12 protein-coding genes, 1 tRNA gene and 1 riboswitch are annotated in these 17,101 nt (G+C 60.6%); of the genes, 7 read left to right on the top strand and 6 right to left on the bottom strand.

The features are described 5' to 3' along the window. Window positions 1-65 precede the first annotated feature (65 nt). Window positions 66-156: transfer RNA gene (locus tag ACTQZK_RS04865), tRNA-Ser, on the bottom strand. 58 nt (window positions 157-214) lie between these two features. On the opposite strand from ACTQZK_RS04865, the gene ACTQZK_RS04870 reads away from it, so the two are divergent. The 3 genes from ACTQZK_RS04870 to ACTQZK_RS04880 are packed head-to-tail and all read left to right on the top strand — an operon-like array spanning window position 215 to window position 3,181. Beyond that, entirely contained in the window at window positions 215-2,227 is a 2,013-nt protein-coding gene (locus tag ACTQZK_RS04870; protein ID WP_441898674.1) for a DUF2207 domain-containing protein, read from the top strand. 50 nt (window positions 2,228-2,277) lie between these two features. After that, a complete protein-coding gene (locus ACTQZK_RS04875; RefSeq protein ID WP_114566377.1) occupies window positions 2,278-2,799 on the top strand; it encodes a shikimate kinase in 522 nt (173 codons plus the stop codon). A 13-nt stretch (window positions 2,800-2,812) separates the two neighbouring features. Beyond that, window positions 2,813-3,181: a tRNA-binding protein gene (locus tag ACTQZK_RS04880; protein WP_225749681.1), complete on the top strand. Its 369-nt coding sequence runs from the start codon at window positions 2,813-2,815 to the stop codon at window positions 3,179-3,181. A 60-nt stretch (window positions 3,182-3,241) separates the two neighbouring features. Here the strand turns inward: ACTQZK_RS04880 and ACTQZK_RS04885 are convergent, their stop codons facing one another. After that, window positions 3,242-3,850, bottom strand: a complete 609-nt coding sequence (locus ACTQZK_RS04885; RefSeq protein ID WP_225749682.1) for an AAA family ATPase — start codon at window positions 3,848-3,850, stop codon at window positions 3,242-3,244. Between the two features lie 151 nt (window positions 3,851-4,001). After that, a complete protein-coding gene (locus ACTQZK_RS04890) occupies window positions 4,002-5,822 on the bottom strand; it encodes a flavocytochrome c (protein ID WP_225749683.1) in 1,821 nt (606 codons plus the stop codon). Window positions 5,823-6,193: 371 nt separating this feature from the next. Between ACTQZK_RS04890 and ACTQZK_RS04895 the strand changes: the two genes are divergently transcribed. Beyond that, window positions 6,194-7,624: a response regulator transcription factor gene (locus ACTQZK_RS04895; protein WP_441898677.1), complete on the top strand. Its 1,431-nt coding sequence runs from the start codon at window positions 6,194-6,196 to the stop codon at window positions 7,622-7,624. Between the two features lie 162 nt (window positions 7,625-7,786). Here ACTQZK_RS04895 and ACTQZK_RS04900 read toward each other — a convergent pair whose 3' ends face one another. From ACTQZK_RS04900 to ACTQZK_RS04910, 3 genes are all read right to left on the bottom strand, one after another. After that, on the bottom strand, window positions 7,787-9,304 hold the full coding sequence (locus ACTQZK_RS04900; protein ID WP_305072030.1) for an alanine/glycine:cation symporter family protein: 1,518 nt from the start codon (window positions 9,302-9,304) through the stop codon (window positions 7,787-7,789). 130 nt (window positions 9,305-9,434) lie between these two features. Next, a riboswitch (glycine riboswitch) is annotated at window positions 9,435-9,561 on the bottom strand. Window positions 9,562-10,192: 631 nt separating this feature from the next. Continuing rightward, the gene (locus ACTQZK_RS04905; RefSeq protein ID WP_441898679.1) at window positions 10,193-11,656 is read right to left on the bottom strand and encodes a L,D-transpeptidase family protein; all 1,464 of its coding nucleotides are present in this window, start codon (window positions 11,654-11,656) and stop codon (window positions 10,193-10,195) included. Between the two features lie 175 nt (window positions 11,657-11,831). After that, window positions 11,832-12,272, bottom strand: coding sequence for a MarR family winged helix-turn-helix transcriptional regulator (locus tag ACTQZK_RS04910; protein ID WP_114566385.1), 441 nt, complete (start codon window positions 12,270-12,272; stop codon window positions 11,832-11,834). 376 nt (window positions 12,273-12,648) lie between these two features. Between ACTQZK_RS04910 and ACTQZK_RS04915 the strand changes: the two genes are divergently transcribed. The 3 genes from ACTQZK_RS04915 to ACTQZK_RS04925 are packed head-to-tail and all read left to right on the top strand — an operon-like array spanning window position 12,649 to window position 17,010. Continuing rightward, window positions 12,649-15,558, top strand: coding sequence for a molybdopterin-containing oxidoreductase family protein (locus tag ACTQZK_RS04915; protein ID WP_441898681.1), 2,910 nt, complete (start codon window positions 12,649-12,651; stop codon window positions 15,556-15,558). 1 nt (window position 15,559) lies between these two features. Next, window positions 15,560-16,132 (top strand): 4Fe-4S dicluster domain-containing protein, encoded by a 573-nt coding sequence (locus ACTQZK_RS04920; protein ID WP_114566387.1) that lies wholly within the window; start codon window positions 15,560-15,562, stop codon window positions 16,130-16,132. A 2-nt stretch (window positions 16,133-16,134) separates the two neighbouring features. Continuing rightward, entirely contained in the window at window positions 16,135-17,010 is an 876-nt protein-coding gene (locus tag ACTQZK_RS04925) for a dimethyl sulfoxide reductase anchor subunit family protein (protein WP_441898683.1), read from the top strand. Window positions 17,011-17,101: the final 91 nt, after the last annotated feature.

Here is a 17,101-nt window from a genome sequence, read left to right on the forward strand (position 1 = left end):
GGGAAACCGGTTGGACGATATAATGAAGCCCGGCAGTTGAAAAACTGTCGGGCTTTTGAAGTTGGTGGCGGAGAGCTGGGGATTCGAACCCCAGACACCCTTTTGGGGTGTACTCGCTTAGCAGGCGAGCACCTTCGGCCTCTCGGTCAGCTCTCCACAATATAATAGGTGCGGTTTGCTATGATACCGTGACCACCTCCAAGTTGCAAGGAGCATGATTGTGCAAAACATGAGCGGTACGCAACTCCACATTTCCTTCGCTATGCAGCGCAGGCGATTCGCGCTTGCATTCGCCTGCCTGATCGCCTTAGCCGTGGGCGTTCTGGCGTGCTCGCCGGCCTATGCCGACGCGAAGTCGTACACCATGCCTAAGGTTGATATTCAGGCGCAAGTTGAAACCGATGGGTCCTTGCATGTGGTGGAGCAGCGCGCATTCGACTTCAGCGGCGATTTCACGGCTGTATGGTGGGAGCTCGGCAGCGGTCTTCCGTCGAACGCGTCCATCAAGATCAACGGCATGCGCATGGGCCAGCTTGGCGCCGACGGATCCATTTCGGGCGAATGGACAACGCTCAAAGACGTGCCGTTCGTGCTGGGCTGGCGCGAATCGGGCGGACCTGGCACGGATGCGTACTCGTTCGACGAGCCGAAGAACACCGTGTACGCGTTCTTCAACCAATCCGATACGCAGGCGATGATAGAGCTTGACTACACGGTGGTCAACGGCGCGCAAGCCTATGGAGACGTGGGAGAGGTGTACTGGAAGTACATAGGGTCCCAATGGGCCGAAGCGTCCGATAACGTGACGATGACCCTTGCGCTGCCGGTGCCTCAGGGAACCGAGGTGAAAGCGGGCGATAACGTGCGCGCTTGGGGCCACGGCCCGCTTGACGGATCGGTGTCGGTCAATGCGGATGGATCCGTTACGTACAAGGTCCCCCATGTGTCGGCCGGGCAGTTTGCCGAAGCGCGCGTTGTGTTTCCCGTGAAATGGCTCACGAACCTTTCAGCAAAAGATGCCGCTGCGCACGGTGGGGCCATGCGTCTTGATACGGTGTTGAAAGAAGAGCAGTCGTGGTCTGACCAAGCGAACGTTCAGCGCACCATGTCGCTTGCATTCATCGTGGGCTGCGGTGTGATAAGCGTTTTGCTGCTGCTTTGGGGCTTGTGGTCGTATCGTCGGTACGGTCGCGAGCATGAACCTGACTTCAAGGACGAGTATTGGCGCGACGTTCCCGATTCTGCCGTGCACCCTGCGGTGATCGGTCGCCTGTGGCGTTGGGATCGCGAAAGCCAGGATGATTTCTCGGCTACGCTCATGCATCTGGCTCATATCGGTGCCGTGCGCATCGATGCCGGCAGTTATGACGAGCCGGGTTTGTTCGGATCGTCCAAAACGAAGGGCGACTACTATATAACCAAGCTGCCCGCCGCCGACGCGGTGGCCGATCCTATCGACCGTGCGGCGCTCGACCTTCTGTTCGGCCGGGTTGCCGAAGGCCGCGACTCGCTGTGGTTCGGCACGATCGAAACGTACGGCAAAGACCATCCTCAAGAATTGCTTGACGCCATGCAGTCGTGGCAGGGAACGTTGTCCGCCGCAACGAACAGCCAGGATTTCTTCGAAGCAACGGGCAAGCGCTATCAGGGGTATTTGATTGCTCTTGCCGTAGTGATGGCCGTTGGCGGCGTGGCGATTTGGTTGATGATGGAGAACTTCATACCTCTCATCTTCATGCTTCCCGTGGCTATTGCCTTGGGCATTATCGCCAACTACATGCCGCGCCGAAGCGTGCGCGGAAACAACCTGATCGCGCGTTGCAAAGCGCTGCGCAACTGGTTGCGCGATTTCTCGTCGCTTGACGAGCGCCCGCCCACCGACGTTAAAGTGTGGGGCGAGTTCATGGTGTATGCGTACTTGTTCGGCGTTGCCGACCAGGCTATCAAGCAGCTGCAAACCACCATGCCTCAATTGTTCGAGTACGACGGGTCCTTGGGCGTGTCCTACATGCCGTGGTGGTTCTGGTACACGGGCGGGCATACGTCGACCGGCGTTGCCATGCCTGCGGTGGGCGATCTGTTCCAATCGTCCATGGCTAACACCTTGTCGTCGGCTCAGGCCGCCCTGTCCGCTGCAAGCGGGGACTTCTCAAGCGGCGGCGGATTCGGTGGAGGGTTCTCGGGCGGCGGAGGCGGCGGCTTCGGCGGAGGCGGCGGTGCGCGCTAGAAAGGCCGTGCTACAATGCGGATGAAGTTGTCAGCTAGGGAGGAGCCAGTATGGCGGAAAAAGACAATATCGTTCTGATCGGCATGCCCGGTGCGGGCAAGTCGACGCTGGGCATTGTGTTGGCTAAGATCATGAACTATCACTTTATAGACGCAGACCTGGTCATCCAGAACCAGTGCGATAAAACGCTTCAGAAGCTTATCGATGCATGCGGGCCCGAAGGGTTTATCGAGGTTGAAAACGAGATCCTGCGCGATATCGAAGCGTCCAAGAGCATTATCTCCACGGGCGGTTCCGCGGTTTACTCGGATGAGGCCATGCAGCACCTGACCGAAATCGGTACGGTTGTGTACTTGCAGATATCCTACGACGAACTGGTGAACCGCTTGCACGATTTGCAGGAGCGCGGCGTGGTTCTCAAGGGCGGCATCGGCATGAGCCTGCGCGAGCTGTTCGACGAGCGCAAGCCGCTGTACGAGCAGTACGCCGAGATCACGGTCGACGTGAACGATTTGACCATTACCGCGGCGGCCCGCAAGGTTGCCGACGCGATCAAGCAGGCGCAAGCGTAGCGAAGGAGGCTCCATGGTCGAAACGATAGAAACCGCTCCCGTGAAACCGCTGATCACGATTGACGACTTGGATAAGCTGGATATTCGCGTCGGGCATATCGTGCTGGTTGAAGACGTGGAGAAGTCGAGCAAGCTTATAAAGATGACGGTGGATTTCGGTGGCTTTACGCGCACCATTCTTTCGGGCATGAAAGAGGAGCGAGAAGATCCGAAGGCCGAGATCGAGGGCAAGCAGGCTCTGTTCGTGGTAAACCTTGCTCCGCGAAAGATGGCGGGCGAAGTGTCCGAGGGCATGATCTACGATATCGGATACGAAGACGGCATCCTGCCGGTTCTCGCCGTCCCTGAACGCGACGTGCCGAACGGCGTGCGTCTCGGCTAAGTGCGAAACAGGGACGGAGCGCGCAACTTGCTGGCTCCGTCCCTGCTGGAGTTCCCTGGTCTATCGGGGCTGTTGCGCTTCGACGAACGCGCGAATCACCGAAACGGCTCCTTGCGCATCAAGCTGTCCGGAGTTGAGGCACAAGTCGTAATTGGAGGCTTGCCCCCATTGCTCGTCCGTGAAGTAGCGGTAGTAGCTGGCGCGCGCTTTGTCTACTTTGGCGATGCGCGCACGAGCTTCTTGTTCCGACAGGTTGTTGCGGCGCATGACGCGCTTGACGCGGGCGTCCATCGGGGCGCTGACGAACAGGCTGACCAAGCCCGGGTGCTTTGAAAGCACGTAATCGGCGCAGCGGCCTACGATGACGCACGGTCCCTCGTCCGCTATGGATTTGAGAATGCCCACTTCCGCTTTGTAGATGCGCGCCGCGACGGGGTGCTCGATGTCCGTCCCGCAAAAAAAGTTGTTCGGGTTGAGCAGCAGCGGTCGCAGGGGCTTTTCGTCGAAGTCCGCGATAACGTCCCCGTCGAGGCCGCTTTCCTCGGCTATGCGCTTGAGCAGCAACTTGTCGTAGTAGGCGATGCCCAACTCGTTTGCAAGGTGCTCGCCTATCTCGCGCCCTCCGCTGCCGTATTCTCTGCTGATTGCGAATATCAGATGCTGGTCCATGCAATCCCCTTCTTGCGTTTCGAGCGCGGACGTCTGTGGTATGCCGCTCATTGTACCAGTTCGGGCCCGCGTGCTGCGGGCCCGAACCAAGGGAGGGAATATGCTCGGCCGCTGCGGGAGCGCTGCGGCCGAGCCGGATGGACCGACGGCGCTATGCCGAGTAGGCAGCTGCGTTCGTTCCGGCAATGCGTCCGAACGTGTAGATGTCGGTCATCGAGCAGGAACCCAGGCGGTTCGTGCCCATCTTGTGACCTGCCACTTCGCCGGCTGCATAGAAGCCCGGAATGGGCGCGCCCGTCTGGTCGAGCACCTGCGCGTCGGTGTTGATGTGCAGGCCGCCCATCGTGTAATGGACCGCGGGCTTGCAGGCCATCAGGTAGTACGGCCCCTCTTCGATGGGGTTCATCGTGCCGCGGTAGTTGAACTCGGGATCCTTGCCGTCCTTGCAGTACTGGTTCCAGGTGTCGATGGTCTTCTGCAGTTCGGCAGCGTCAACGCCCATCTGGCTGCACACGTCGTCGAGCGTGTCGCCCTTTGCGATGACCTTGCGAGCCAGAATGTTCTCGTACTCGTCGGCGTGCGTGACCAGCAGTCCTGTTTCGTCGGCGCCCTTCTGGTTGAACAGCAGGTAGCCCTTGCCGTCGCTTTGCTTCGTGATGGCGTTGGAGATGACGTCGCGGCGGTCGAGTTCTTCCACGAAGCGATCGCCTTCCTTGTTCACCATGATCGCCTGGTATTCCAGACGCACGTCGCCGACGTACAGCAGCGCGCCGGTCGAGGGGTCGCATACGGGATACGTCTGGATGTACTCCATGTCGATCAGGTTTGCTCCGGCTGCCTCGCCCATGGTGATGCCGTCGCCCGTTACGCCTACGGAGTCGGTGGACAGGATCTTGTCGTCCATGGCCGGGTTGTACTTCACGCGCATCTCGATGTTGGAGCCGAATCCGCCGCTTGCCATGACCACGGCTTTGCAGGCAACCGTGCTCTCTTCGCCGGTCACGGTGTTCTGTACCTTGACGCCGCTGATGGCATCGCCGTTTTTCACCAGCTCAACGGCGCGCGTGCAGTCGACCAGCGTAATGTTGTCGATCTCGTTCACGCGCTTGGTCAGCTTGGTGGTCATCTCGGACCCCGAGTGCGTGATGGGGATGATGGAGCGCTTCGTGTTGTGCCCGCCGAACTGCATGAGGTCGTGCTTCCACGACACGCCGCCTTCGAAGGTGAGCCATTGCGAGCTTTCCAGCGCGCCGTCGGCGATCACCTGCACCAACGCCGGATCGCCCGCGTTGTCGCCGCCTTCAAGCATGTCCTTCGCCAGGGCTTCGGGGCTGTCGGCGATGCCCTCCTTCACCTGGATCCAGTTGCCCGGAACGGCCATCTCGCCGCCGGAAAGCGCGGTGTCGCCGCCCAGTACGCCCATTTTTTCCATCAAGACGACCTTCTTGCCGGCGTTCGCTGCGGAAATAGCCGCTGCGAATCCTGCGCCGCCGGCCCCGATGACCACCACGTCGGTGGATTCGGGCAGCGTCGTCTCGTTCGCGTATTCGGCCTTGTCGCGCTTCTGCCATTCGCTCGACTTCTGCCCCAGGTCGTCCAGGGCGCTTGCCACGGCGCCGGTGAACGCCATGCTGGACAGCGTGGCTCCTGACACGGCGTCAACGTTGAGCGTCTGATTGTCGATGATCAGCTTGGTGAGTTTCTGCATGGCGACGTCGCCCATGCCCGGCGTTTCGCGCGAATCGAGCACGGTGATGCGGTCGATGGCTCCGTCGGTTACCGACACCTCTACATTGAACTCGCCATGCTTGCCCATGCCCGACCCGATTGCCGTGCTGGTTGCGCCGTCGCCGGCTGATGCGTTCTTGGAGCCTGCCGTGCCGCTGGGCGCGCACCCGGCGAGTGCCAAAGTGCCGCCGAGCGCCGCTACGGCGCCGCCTGCAATGAACTGCCTACGCGAGAATCGTTCCATGTGTATAGTCCTCCCTACAAATCCCGTCCCGCTGCTTCGCGGGTTGCTCCTTTTGCATGCGGGTCCGTCGGATGTTGCCGAGCGTTGGCCGCACACGCCCGCCTCAGCTTGGCGAACGTTCGCAACCGTGCCGCAATGCCTCTCCAAAATGCCGCGATGAGCCGCGTCGCGCAATTGTCCGCGTAGGTTAAATGCGTAACCCTTGCTATAACCCTCTTTCGCCATCAGGTTCTTTTGGCTATGATGAACCGCGGCTAGGGAGTTGAAGCTGCACTGCTTCGCCGCCCGGGCGCAGGGGCGCCGAAGCCCTTGGACGTTTCACCGGTTGGTGCTGCATCGCACCGCCGTTCCACTTGTTTGGGGAGGAAACCGTGGAAAGCGTGGAGAAGCAGGGGTTCGCCCAGCGGTGGAAAGCCATATTCGGGCGCGTGGCGATCATCCCGTTCGTGTTCTTCGGGGTTGGCCTGTACCGCGCGTGGATTGCGACGCTTTTCCGCTACGAGGCGTTTCCCACCATTACCGTGTTCGACTACTTTTTGTTCGAAGCCGCTATTGGCGTGGTGTCGTTGGTGCTTGCTTTCGCTGCTCGGCGCGTGGCGCCCCTCTGGGCGAACAAGCCCGCCGTGATTGCAACGGGCGCCAGCATGACGGGCGGCTCGGCTCTTGTCGTGATCGCTTGCTTCTTCGTTCCGTTCGAACCTTTGAAGGTGGCCGGATTGCTGCTTGCCGGTGGCGGTTTGGGATCCCTGATTCTTATGTGGGCGGAATTCTACGGGTCGCTCAATCCGCTTCGCGTGGCGTTGTACCATGCTATCGCCATCTTCGTGGGCGAGGTGGTGAAGTGGCTGTTTCTGGGGATGTCCGTTCCGTACCTGGCGTTTTTCGCCGTGATCTTGCCGCCGATCTGCTTGGCGTGCGTCCGTTCGAGCATGCGGCGGCTGCCCGATCGCGATCTTCCGCGCGCCGTGCGCGAAGGCGATGTGAAAACCATCCCCTGGAAGCCCATCTTCCTTATGGCCACCTGCACGTTCGCAGCGGCATTCGGTGCGCTGCCCATGCAGCCGCTGGTCCCCGGCAACGTCGTGGGTGCGCTGTTCGTGACGGGGCTCGTGTTCTTCGGCGTGCTGTCCGCCTCGCGCTGGTTCAACTTCGACACCATTTACCAATTGGCATTTCCGCTGTTCATCGTAGGGTTTTTGTTTGTTATGCCCTCGTTTGCCGGTAGCGCTCAAATTATGGCGCTGTGTTACGACGCTGGATACACGATGCTGTCCATGTACATCATGATCGTCATGAGCAACATCACGTACCGCTTCGGCGTGAACGCGGTGTGGATCAACGGCATCGAGCGCGGCATTCGCTACCTTGTCGAGCTTTTGGGGTGGCTGACGTTTGCGGGCGCTTCGGCGTATCTGGGCAGCGCCGATACGAGCATGGTGTACAACGGGATCGTGGTGGCCGTCGTGGTCGCGTTTTTGGTGATCTTCTTCACCGAGCGTGGGCTTTCGGCGAAATGGGGCGTCGCCCTGAACGACGACCAGATGGAAAGCGGCCCCGCCGAAGGTCGCACGGCTATGCGCGTGTCGGACCTTTCTCGCGTGTACAGCTTGAGTCCTCGCGAAGAAGAAGTGCTGCAGCTTTTGGCCCAACGCGCCACGGTCGCGGAGATCGAAGAGGCGCTGTACGTGTCCCAGGGCACGGTGAAAGCCCATATCAACCATATTTACCGGAAGCTGGGCATTCACAGCAAAGCCGAATTGTTCGGTTTGCTTGACAGCCCTGAAAAGCCGGCCAGGCGCTAGTCGGCGGGGGTGTGGGCCTGGCGGGCGATGGCGGCGTCGGCGCTGCGAGGCGCCGCCATCGCGGAGTGCGAACTGGCGCCCCGCCCCGCTGGGCCGGCGTCCTATGCGAAAGGCCCGCAACGTGAGCGGGCCTTTCGCGGAAGTGCGGAGAGTTTTAGCGAGCTAGTTCTTCGATCCCAGACGATCGGTCAATGCGTCCAGGGGCGGGATGTCCCAGTTGTCGCCGATCAAGTGAGGTTCCATGCCGTCTTCGTCACCCGCGGCTTTCAGGCGCGCGAAGTAATCCTTCGTCTCCTTCGCCACCACGCCGGACAGGGCGATAAGGGCGATCATGTTCGGCAGGGCCATCAAGCCGTTGAAGATGTCGGCGATGGTCCACACGGCGGCAACCGTCATGTACGGGCCGATGAACACGGCGGCGATGTAGAGCCAGCGGTACACCTTCACGGATTTCATGTTGCCGTTGCTGAAGTACTCCAGGCAACGCTCACCGTAGTAGTCCCAACCGAGAATAGTGGTGAAGCCGAACAGAACCAGACACGCCATCAGCACGAACGACACGATCTCGCCCGGAATGAACGGCAGGCCGGCCTGGAACGCTGCCGTGGTAACGGCGGCTCCCTCAAGGCCGGGGATCTGGTAGGCGCCCGTCATGACCAGGGCAAGGCCCGTCATGGAGCACACGACGATGGTGTCCAGGAACGTGCCGGTCATGGATACGAGGCCCTGACGTACCGGCTCTTTCGTCTGAGCGGCCGCTGCGGCGATCGGAGCGGAGCCCAGGCCGGCCTCGTTCGAGAAGATGCCGCGTGCGATACCCTTCTGCATAGCGATGATGATGGCACCCAACGCACCGCCGGCAGCTGCCTGCAGACCGAACGCGCTTTCGAAGATGGTCACGAACGCGCCGGGAACCTTGTCGAGGTTCGTGAAGATCAGCAGCAGCGAGAAGCCTACGTACAGCACCACCATGGCGGGAATAACGCGCTCGGAAACCTTCGCGATGCGCTTGAGGCCGCCGATGACCACCAGGCCCACCAGCACGGCCAGCACGAGCGAGCCGATAACGGTGAAGATGGAGTAGTCCATGCCCAGGATGCTGACCGTCATGGACTTATTGGGATCAAAGAAGCCGGTGATGGCCGTCGAAATCGAGTTCACCTGCGTGAACGTGCCGATGCCGAACAAACCAACGCACATGCCGAAGAACGCGAACATCTTGGCGAGCCAGCGCCAGTTGCGCCCCATGCCGCGCTCGATGTAGTAGAACGGACCGCCCAGCACGTGCCCCGTCTTCTTGTCGACGCTGCGGTACTTGACGGCAAGCAGGCCCTCCGAGTATTTCGTCGCCATGCCGAACAGCGCTGCAAGCCACATCCAGAACATCGCACCCGGGCCGCCGGCTACGATAGCCGTGGCCACGCCCACGATGTTGCCCGTGCCGATGGTGGCCGAAAGCGCGGTGCACAATGCGCCGAAGCTGGTCACTTCGCCGGTGCCGTCTTTTTCGTTCTTCACCATGTAGCGCAGCGCGCGGGGCAGCTGGCTGAACTGGACGCCGCGCAGGCGCACCGTCAGCAGAATGCCTCCGAACAAGATGAGCACCATGAGGGGAACGCCCCAGATGAAGTCATCGATGGCGACCAACATATCGTTGATCGTGCTGAAAAACCCTTCCACCAGTTTCCTCCTTTATGCATGTACGTACGTGCAACTTCTGTAGCCTCGCAACAACGCGGAACAAGGCCGAACAGGAGGATATGCAAGGGGAAACCAAGGAAAGCGAGCGCCGCCTAACGCGACGAACTCGTAGCTTAGCTCTGTCCTTTTGCCTGAGAGTTTCAACGGTGCCGCGCGTGGACCGCGTCCACGTTCGCGTATGCATTCCGCCTTGCCCCTTCGGCACCCGATAGCCGGGATTCTCCAGAGGCCCCTTCCGCGTCCTGTCTCGTAAGATTCAGGACGTATCAACGGGGTACGCTATGAAATTGTGGGCACATTGTAGCAGGTAACAGTTTGGTTGTGAACGAAAAGAAAGGCTTGCGACCTGAAAATTTGCGCTGTGCGGTTGGTCGGAGCCTTTGAATCAACGCATCTCGTGTTGGCGGCAGCTTTTCGAACTTCCCCTAAAACACCAGTTCAGCAGCATCCCCCGCAGCGGGGCAGGGCATCTTCCTCCGAAGTTCTTTCGCGGTGGGTGATTTCCCGACCGCGCGGGAAGCGCTGATTGCAGGCGCGTGCACCCGGGTGACGTCCAGGCAATCCCGCCGTTCTGTCAAAACGGACGAGTTTTGCTGGTCCTCAAGCAAGGATAAATGCTCCTTGCAGTTCTGTGACCTGGTGCGATGTAAAACGCGCTTGGGGAAAGGTGTCTTCGAAGGCGGAAAATCGCCGCAAAACTCGCTTGTTTTGACAGAGCGGCGGGAGCGGCGGGTCGCGACGACCGCCGAGTGGGGATGGCGCGCCCTGCGGCCTCGAGTGAGGCATGCGTCTGCGGCCATGGGTTGGGCGGGCGGCCCTGGACGCGCGCGGCGCGGCGACGATCCGCCGCGCCGACAACGCGGGTTCCTACCAGTGGCTTACTACGACGTCGCCGCCCTGGACTATCGCGTACAGTTCCCCCGCCTTGTCGGGAGGCAGGTTGACGCATCCGTGGCTTCCCAGGCCGTCGGCGTATTTCGTGCCGCCGAAGCCGCTCGTCTGCCATTCCGCATCATGCAGGCCGATAGCGCCTCCTACGAATGGCATCCAGTACTGAACAGGGGTTTCATAAATCTGGGTGTCGCCGTCGTAGCCCTTCAGCGTAGACGGGCTTTCCTTGCGGTTCATCCAGTACACGCCGTCGGGGGTGTCGTGCGTCCCGTCGGGAATGCCCGTGATGATATCGGACTCCCAAACAAGAGCACCCGACTCATCGTAGAAGCGCGCATGCTGCTCGGACAGGTCGATGTCCAAGTATCGTTTGCCCCAGTCCTGCACACCGGGGCCCTTGAATGTTTCTCCGTGCGTGACCGTAGGTACGGCGATCTCCTGCGTGCTTCCGGTGGAAACGCCTTCCTTCACGGCTGCGAGCAATGCGTCTCGGTCGATTTCCCAACCGTATACGCCGCCTTTCACGGTGATCTGCTTTCCGTCGGCACGCGTGTACGTGCGCGCGCTGCCAACGGTGTTGTTTGCTTGAACCAGTTGATCAACCCAGCTGCCAAGGGCGGTTTCGTCCAGTGTGGCTTGGGCCTCGTCGTTCACGGTGATCCACTGAGCAACCAGGTCGGCGTCGACTGTTGCAAGGGGATAGTCGTCCATGGTCAGGGGGATGTTCGCGGCGATCATTACGTTGGCGGTTTCGATGGCCGACTTCAGGCGCTCGTCGGTTTTCAGGATGGTTGGCTGCTGCAGCTGGTCCGTCGTGATGGCGGCGCGGCGATTGAGCGCGGAAAGCGCATCTTCCGCCACTTTGACCACGGCATCTGCATCGAGGGCCGTACCCACCGATTCCGGTTCGATATTGAAGGTTTTCGTTGCCTTGTCGAACGCGAGCGTCGCGTTTTTCGGCGGCGTGGCGTTTGCATTGACCTGTTCGACGGCGGCTTTCACGGCATCTTCAAGGGCGGTGCCGCTGGACCCCGCTACCAGTTTGGCGGACTCGTCGTGCTGCGCTCCAATCTGAAACGGCCAGAGCCAGGGATTCACGTCCGACAGCATGTCGTCTATGACGGCCGACGTGTTGACGGCCAGGCCAGCTTCGGATGCGGTCAACTTGAGGTCGAGGCCTTGTCCGCTTACGGAAAGCGTATAGTCGTCCAGCTTGTTTTTTAGGGATTGCTCGGCCTCTGACGAGGACATGAGAGACAGGCTCATGCCTCCTGCCGTCGTGTTTGGCATGAAGCGTCCAGAAAAGTACAAGGCAACGCTGACGTATACCGCTAACAGCAAGGCCAAAGCGCAGGCCAGCATGATGCCGATGACTTTAAGGGGGTTGGTGCGGCGGTGTTCAACGTGAAAGCCGCGCGGGGCGTTTTGATACTGGTTCATGTGCGCGTCCTTGAAAAGGTGGGTTGAAAATATAGTCCAGTATAGGAATAGGGTCCAGCCGGTGCAATCGAACCCGCGAAAAACCGACAATCGGCAACCCGAAGAAACGGGGGCGGCGATCGCCTTCGGCCGCAAGCCGTAAAGCGATTGCCGCCCCCGTTTCTTCGGGTTGCCGCTACTTGCCGGAAATGGATTCGGCGTTTTCCTTGAGCTTGGCCAATACGGCAACGAAGGTGTCGAGATCTTCCTGGTCAACGCCTTCGACCAGGCGCTTTGCTCGGTCGAACGTGATTGGCTCGGCTGCTTTCAGCAGCGCGCGCGCTTCGTCGGTGATGCTGACCGCATGAGCGCGTCGGTCGTTTTTGTCGCGCGTGCGAACAACAAGACCCTTGCGTTCGAGCAGGTCGAGGTAGCGCGTGATGGTTGCCTGTTCTTTGCGGGTTCGCTCGGCAAGTGCTTTCTGGGAAAGCTCGCCAGCTCGGTCGAGCTGGTTGAGCAGGTTGAACTGTCCGGGCGTGATGCCAAGTGGAGCGAGCGCCGTTTCCAGGGACTTATAGATGGAGCGTTGGGCGTCGTACACTTTGAAGCCGATGAGTTGATTGTGCTCGTTTGCCATGGATGTCCTTCTTGTGAGCGTATGGCGGCAGGAGAGACTGTGTGCATTGTTATACAGAGTATACATAACCACAAGAGACGATCCTTCGTCAAGAATCATCTCTCGTGGGGTTGAATTTGTACGCACGTGGGCGGGCGCGTGCTGCCTGGTCGGTCCTCTATACGCCGGCTATTTTATCCTCAAAATAGGAGAATTTAACTTGTTGAACTAATAATTACAGTAAATATAATTAGGTATGCAAGTAAATAGCGGGGATCGAGGGTTCGGGCTTCGGAAGAAGGCGCCCATGCACTGCTTGCTGCGTACCTTGCGCAGGGCGTTCAGAGAAGTCCTTCGGCTCCTGCTAGAAAAGGGAGAAGCGGGAAAAGGAGGAGGAATGGCACTGAAAATGAGCCGCCGCGGCTTCGTGAAAGCTTCGGCAGTTGCGACTGCGTCCACGCTTTTGCTTGGGTCGCAAAGCGGCACCGCCCTCGCGGACAGCGCGCAAGGCGCGTCGGACGCGGCGCGATCCGACGACGTGAAGAAGATTCCCAGCGCCTGCCGGCAGTGTTACGGCCGTTGCGCGCTGTTCGGACACGTCAAGGATGGCCGCGTGGTGAAGATCGAGGGAAACCCGGACCTGTTCAGCGAGGGAACGCTGTGCTCGCGCGCCTTCGCGATTCCGCAGGAGCTGTACAATCCGCTGCGCGTGCGCTATCCGCAGAAGCGCGTCGGCGAGAAGGGTTCCGGCCAATGGAAGCGCATCACCTGGGAAGAGGCGTACCAGGAAGCGGCCAACCGGTTCACCAAGATCGGCGAAGAACACGGGTGGCACACCATTGCTCACCAGTACGGCACCGGCCGCGACATGCTGCAGTTCCAGGCCATCAACAAACTGTGGCTTGAGCTGGGAAGCACGGCTACGTTCGGCGTGGGCAACCTGTGCTGGGTGGGATCGTACTTCACCAGTCAGCGTTTGTACGGCGACGAGACGCAGTACACCGGATGGGACGGCAACAACACCAACTGCATCCTTATCTGGTGCCGCCAAGAGCGCAGCCGCGGTTACTACGACTGGCTGACCGTCAAACGTGCTCAGGAGCGCGGCGCGAAGGTCATCTGCGTGGATCCGCGTTATACCTGCACGGCCAGCAAGGCCGACCTGTGGCTGCCCATCCGTCCCGGCTCCGATATGGCGCTGGTGCTGGCCTTCATCAACGAGATCATTCACTCGGACAAGTGCGCCACCGATTTCGCGCGGGCGTACACCAACGCACCGTTCTTCATCGACGAAGCGGGCACGGGCTACCAGTTGCGTCAGTCCATGATTCAGGAAGGCGGCTCCGACGAGCTGTATCCTGCTTGGGACGAGGCGCATGACCAGCTGATCTTCTGGAGCGGCGACTGGCAGAACAAGCAGAACCTGGGCGGCCCGAAGGCGTTCCAGTGGCTGGACGCCGAAGGCAACATCGTGCCCGACGCGAAGCCGGCCCTTTCCGGCAGCCGCGAGATCAACGGCAAGACCTACCGCACCAGCTGGGACATTCTGGTCGAGCATGTCACGCCGTGGACCGTCGAGCGCGCCGCCGAGTTCTGCGAACTGCCCGAGGACAAGATTCGGGAAGCCATCAAGATCTACATCGACGCCAGCCCTGCGGCATGCTTCTGCCGCGGTCAGAAGGTGGAGTTCTCCATCAACACGTCCGGCATCTCGCAGGCGTTCACCATCATGATGGCGCTGGCCGGCAACTTCGACACGAAGGGCGGCCAGAACATCGGCCGGGAACCTGCCACCGGTTACGACTCGTTCATGTTCGACGTGGTTCCCAACAGGGAAGGTCGCATGGGCAAGCGTCGCATGGAAACGGCCAGGAACATCAAGAAGCTGTCCGTGTGCCAGAACACCGGCTACCAGCAGATTCTTGTGGCCGACGACGCTACGGGCGAGCTGAAGGAAACCACGCAGAACTCCGGAGGCCAGGTTATTTACGGTCAGCAGGGCGGTTTCGGCGCGGCCACCACGAAGGCCATGGCCAAGGGCGACCCGTTCCAAATCCATGGGTACTGGCAGCAGACGTCCGAGCCTATCCTGTCCATCGAAAGCGGCCACGAGATTGTCGAGGGCTTCAAGAACCTGGACTTCTTCGTGAACGTGGACATCTACATGACGCCTTCGGGCGAGCTTGCCGACATCATCTTGCCGGCCGCTCATCCCAACGAGGTCGATCGCGTGGAGTGGGCGCACTCCGGCCACGGGTATCCCACCAGCCACACGTACCTCATCCGCCAGCCGTTCCATAAGCCGCTCGGCGAATGCAAGGACGACATGGACATTTGCTTCGAGTTCGCCAAGTACATGGACGTGGACATGTACTGGAAGGACAAGTACGAGTTCTTCGATTACATGGTGAAGGGCCCTGAGACGCTGCCTCCGAAACTGAGTTGCGCCAGCTTCGAGGAGTTCCGCGAGCGCATCAGCGTGACCGGCGTCCAGATGACCGACGTGAAGGGCGCGCCGAAGTACGAAACGGGCTTCATGCGCAAAACGAGCGACTTCCGTCCCGGCTTCAACACCATGTTCCGCGGCAACAAGATGGGGTCGGTGTATCGCTTCCCCGGCACGAAGACGCCGGACGGCAAGGTCATCCCGCCGCATCCGCAATCGGACAACGGCAAGATGGAACTGTGGTCGGAGGACCTGCTGCTGTACGGCAACGGTCCGCTGCCGCTGTACATCGAGCCGCCCATCACGCCGCTGGCTCGACCCGACTTGCTGGACGAGTACCCCTACACCCTGATCACCGGCGGGCGCAGCCATGCGTTCTTCCATACCGAGTATCGCAACAGCCCGTGGTTGCGCGAGGTCCACATGTTCCCGACGATGGACATCAACCCCGTCACGGCTGCCGAGCACGGCATCGAGCAGGACGATTGGGTGTACATCGAAACCTACGTGGACAAGATCAAGCAGCGCGCGAACCTGACCGAGGCCATCAAGCCCGGCACCATCCACGTCGAGCATGACTGGTGGTTCCCCGAGCGCGAAGCCACCGACGACCTGCACGGCGCGTACGATTGCAACTGCAACGTGCTGTTCGAGAACAACGGCCCTTACGATCCGGCCGTGGGCACGGACAACTACGGCGGCCTGTGCAAGGTGTACAAGGCCGAAGACGGCGCTCCTGCGAACATCTGCATGAACGAAGAGGACCTGAAGATATTCCTGCCGCTTTCCGCCGAAACGCTGGCCTCGGACGACCAGGCGAACGGCGTGGCGCAGGTGACGGTGAAGGGAGGTGCGAAGTAGCATGACCCGCAACATTATTTCCATCGATCTGGACAGCTGCATTGGATGCCATTCGTGTGCGGTTGTCTGCAAGCAGGAAAACGGCGTGGGCCTGGGCACGTACTACAACAAGGTGCTGACGGTGGGTCCGTCCGGAACGTATCCTGACCTGGAGATGTACTACCTGCCCGTATCTTGCCAGCATTGCGACAATCCCGAATGCGTCAGCGTGTGCCCCACCGGCGCAAGCTACAAGCGCGAAGACGGCGTGGTGCTGGTGGACCACAGCAAGTGCATCGGCTGCCAGTATTGCGTCATGGCGTGCCCGTACGGCGTGCGCGCATACGACGAAGGGCGCGACAAGGGCGTTATCGAGAAGTGCACCATGTGCGCGCACCTGATCGACAAGGGCGAGCAGCCCGCATGCGTCAAGCATTGCCCCGGCCAGGCTCGTTTGTTCGGCGATTTGGACGATCCCGAGTCCGCGCCGTCCAAGATGCGCGCGTCGAAGAAGACCTACAAGCTGACCGACGTAGGGAACCATCCGGGCGTGGACTACGGCTTGGACAAGTTCTCTTGGAAGGGCGGTGAGTAAGCATGGAGATCCAGTGGCCCCTTTTGATCTTCAGCGTATGCCTGGGCGTTACTTCGGGAGCGTTCGTGTTCCTGGGCGTGGGCGAGCTCAAGGGCAAGTTCAAGGACGTGCGCTTCCTGGGAGCTTTGATCGCGTTCGTCTGCCTTGCGGTCGGCGGCTGCGTGTCGGTGCTGCACATGGGACATCCCGAGCGTGCGACGCATTTGCTGGGCAACCTGGGATCGGGCTTGTCCAAGGAGCTGTTCATCGTCGCCATCATGGGCATCGTTTCCTTTGCCTACCTGATTCTGGCGAAGAAGGACTATCCAGGCGCGAGCAAGGCGCTTGGCGTGGTCGGCGGCGTGTTGGGGTTGGCGCTTCCGGTGGTTGCCGGCATGTCGTACTTGATCGCGGCGCGTCCCGCATGGGACAGCATCACGCTGCCTCTCATGTACCTGGGTGCGGGTTTGGGCATGGGCATGCTGCTCATGTGCGGGCTGGTGCTGCTGCGCGGCAATGCCGCTGAAGAAGGCGGATTCGCGCTGCGCTTGGCTCTGGCGGGCGTGGCCGTCATGGTCATCACGTCGCTGGCGTACGTGATCTGGATTGCCATGGCGCCCTACCAGGCTCCGTCGCGTTCGATCGAGCGCCTGATCTCGGGCGATCTGGCGTTGCTGTTCTGGGGCGCGGTCGTGGTGATCGGCTTGGTGGTTCCGGCGGTTTTGACGGGCTTGGCCTGCATGAAGGCCACGAAGGGCGACAAGGGGTTGGGCGCAACCGATCCGAAGAAGCTGGCTTGGTGGCTGCTCGCGGCGTTCGCCTGCTCGGGCATGGGAGCTGTGGCGTTGCGCGTCATCATGTACGACTTGGGTACTAGCGTGGAGTCGTTCATTTACTGATGAAGCCGACAAGGCGGCCGGAACGACCTGTTCAGGGTCGTTCCGGCGCCCCGCCCTGGATCGTCGATCGTCCCTCGTGCCGGATCGAGGC

Origin of the sequence: Paraeggerthella sp. LCP19S3_G8 (assembly GCF_052119225.1) — a bacterium.
Classification (GTDB): domain Bacteria; phylum Actinomycetota; class Coriobacteriia; order Coriobacteriales; family Eggerthellaceae; genus Paraeggerthella; species Paraeggerthella hominis.

Excerpts from the sequence above, each read along its gene's own strand:
- ACTQZK_RS04870 (WP_441898674.1), top strand. The coding sequence starts at position 215 with ATGATTGTGCAAAACATGAGCGGTACGCAACTCCACATTTCCTTCGCT.
- ACTQZK_RS04875 (WP_114566377.1), top strand. The coding sequence starts at position 2,278 with ATGGCGGAAAAAGACAATATCGTTCTGATCGGCATGCCCGGTGCGGGC.
- ACTQZK_RS04880 (WP_225749681.1), top strand. The coding sequence starts at position 2,813 with ATGGTCGAAACGATAGAAACCGCTCCCGTGAAACCGCTGATCACGATT.
- ACTQZK_RS04885 (WP_225749682.1), bottom strand. The coding sequence starts at position 3,850 with ATGGACCAGCATCTGATATTCGCAATCAGCAGAGAATACGGCAGCGGA.
- ACTQZK_RS04890 (WP_225749683.1), bottom strand. The coding sequence starts at position 5,822 with ATGGAACGATTCTCGCGTAGGCAGTTCATTGCAGGCGGCGCCGTAGCG.
- ACTQZK_RS04905 (WP_441898679.1), bottom strand. The coding sequence starts at position 11,656 with ATGAACCAGTATCAAAACGCCCCGCGCGGCTTTCACGTTGAACACCGC.
- ACTQZK_RS04910 (WP_114566385.1), bottom strand. The coding sequence starts at position 12,272 with ATGGCAAACGAGCACAATCAACTCATCGGCTTCAAAGTGTACGACGCC.
- ACTQZK_RS04915 (WP_441898681.1), top strand. The coding sequence starts at position 12,649 with ATGGCACTGAAAATGAGCCGCCGCGGCTTCGTGAAAGCTTCGGCAGTT.
- ACTQZK_RS04920 (WP_114566387.1), top strand. The coding sequence starts at position 15,560 with ATGACCCGCAACATTATTTCCATCGATCTGGACAGCTGCATTGGATGC.
- ACTQZK_RS04925 (WP_441898683.1), top strand. The coding sequence starts at position 16,135 with ATGGAGATCCAGTGGCCCCTTTTGATCTTCAGCGTATGCCTGGGCGTT.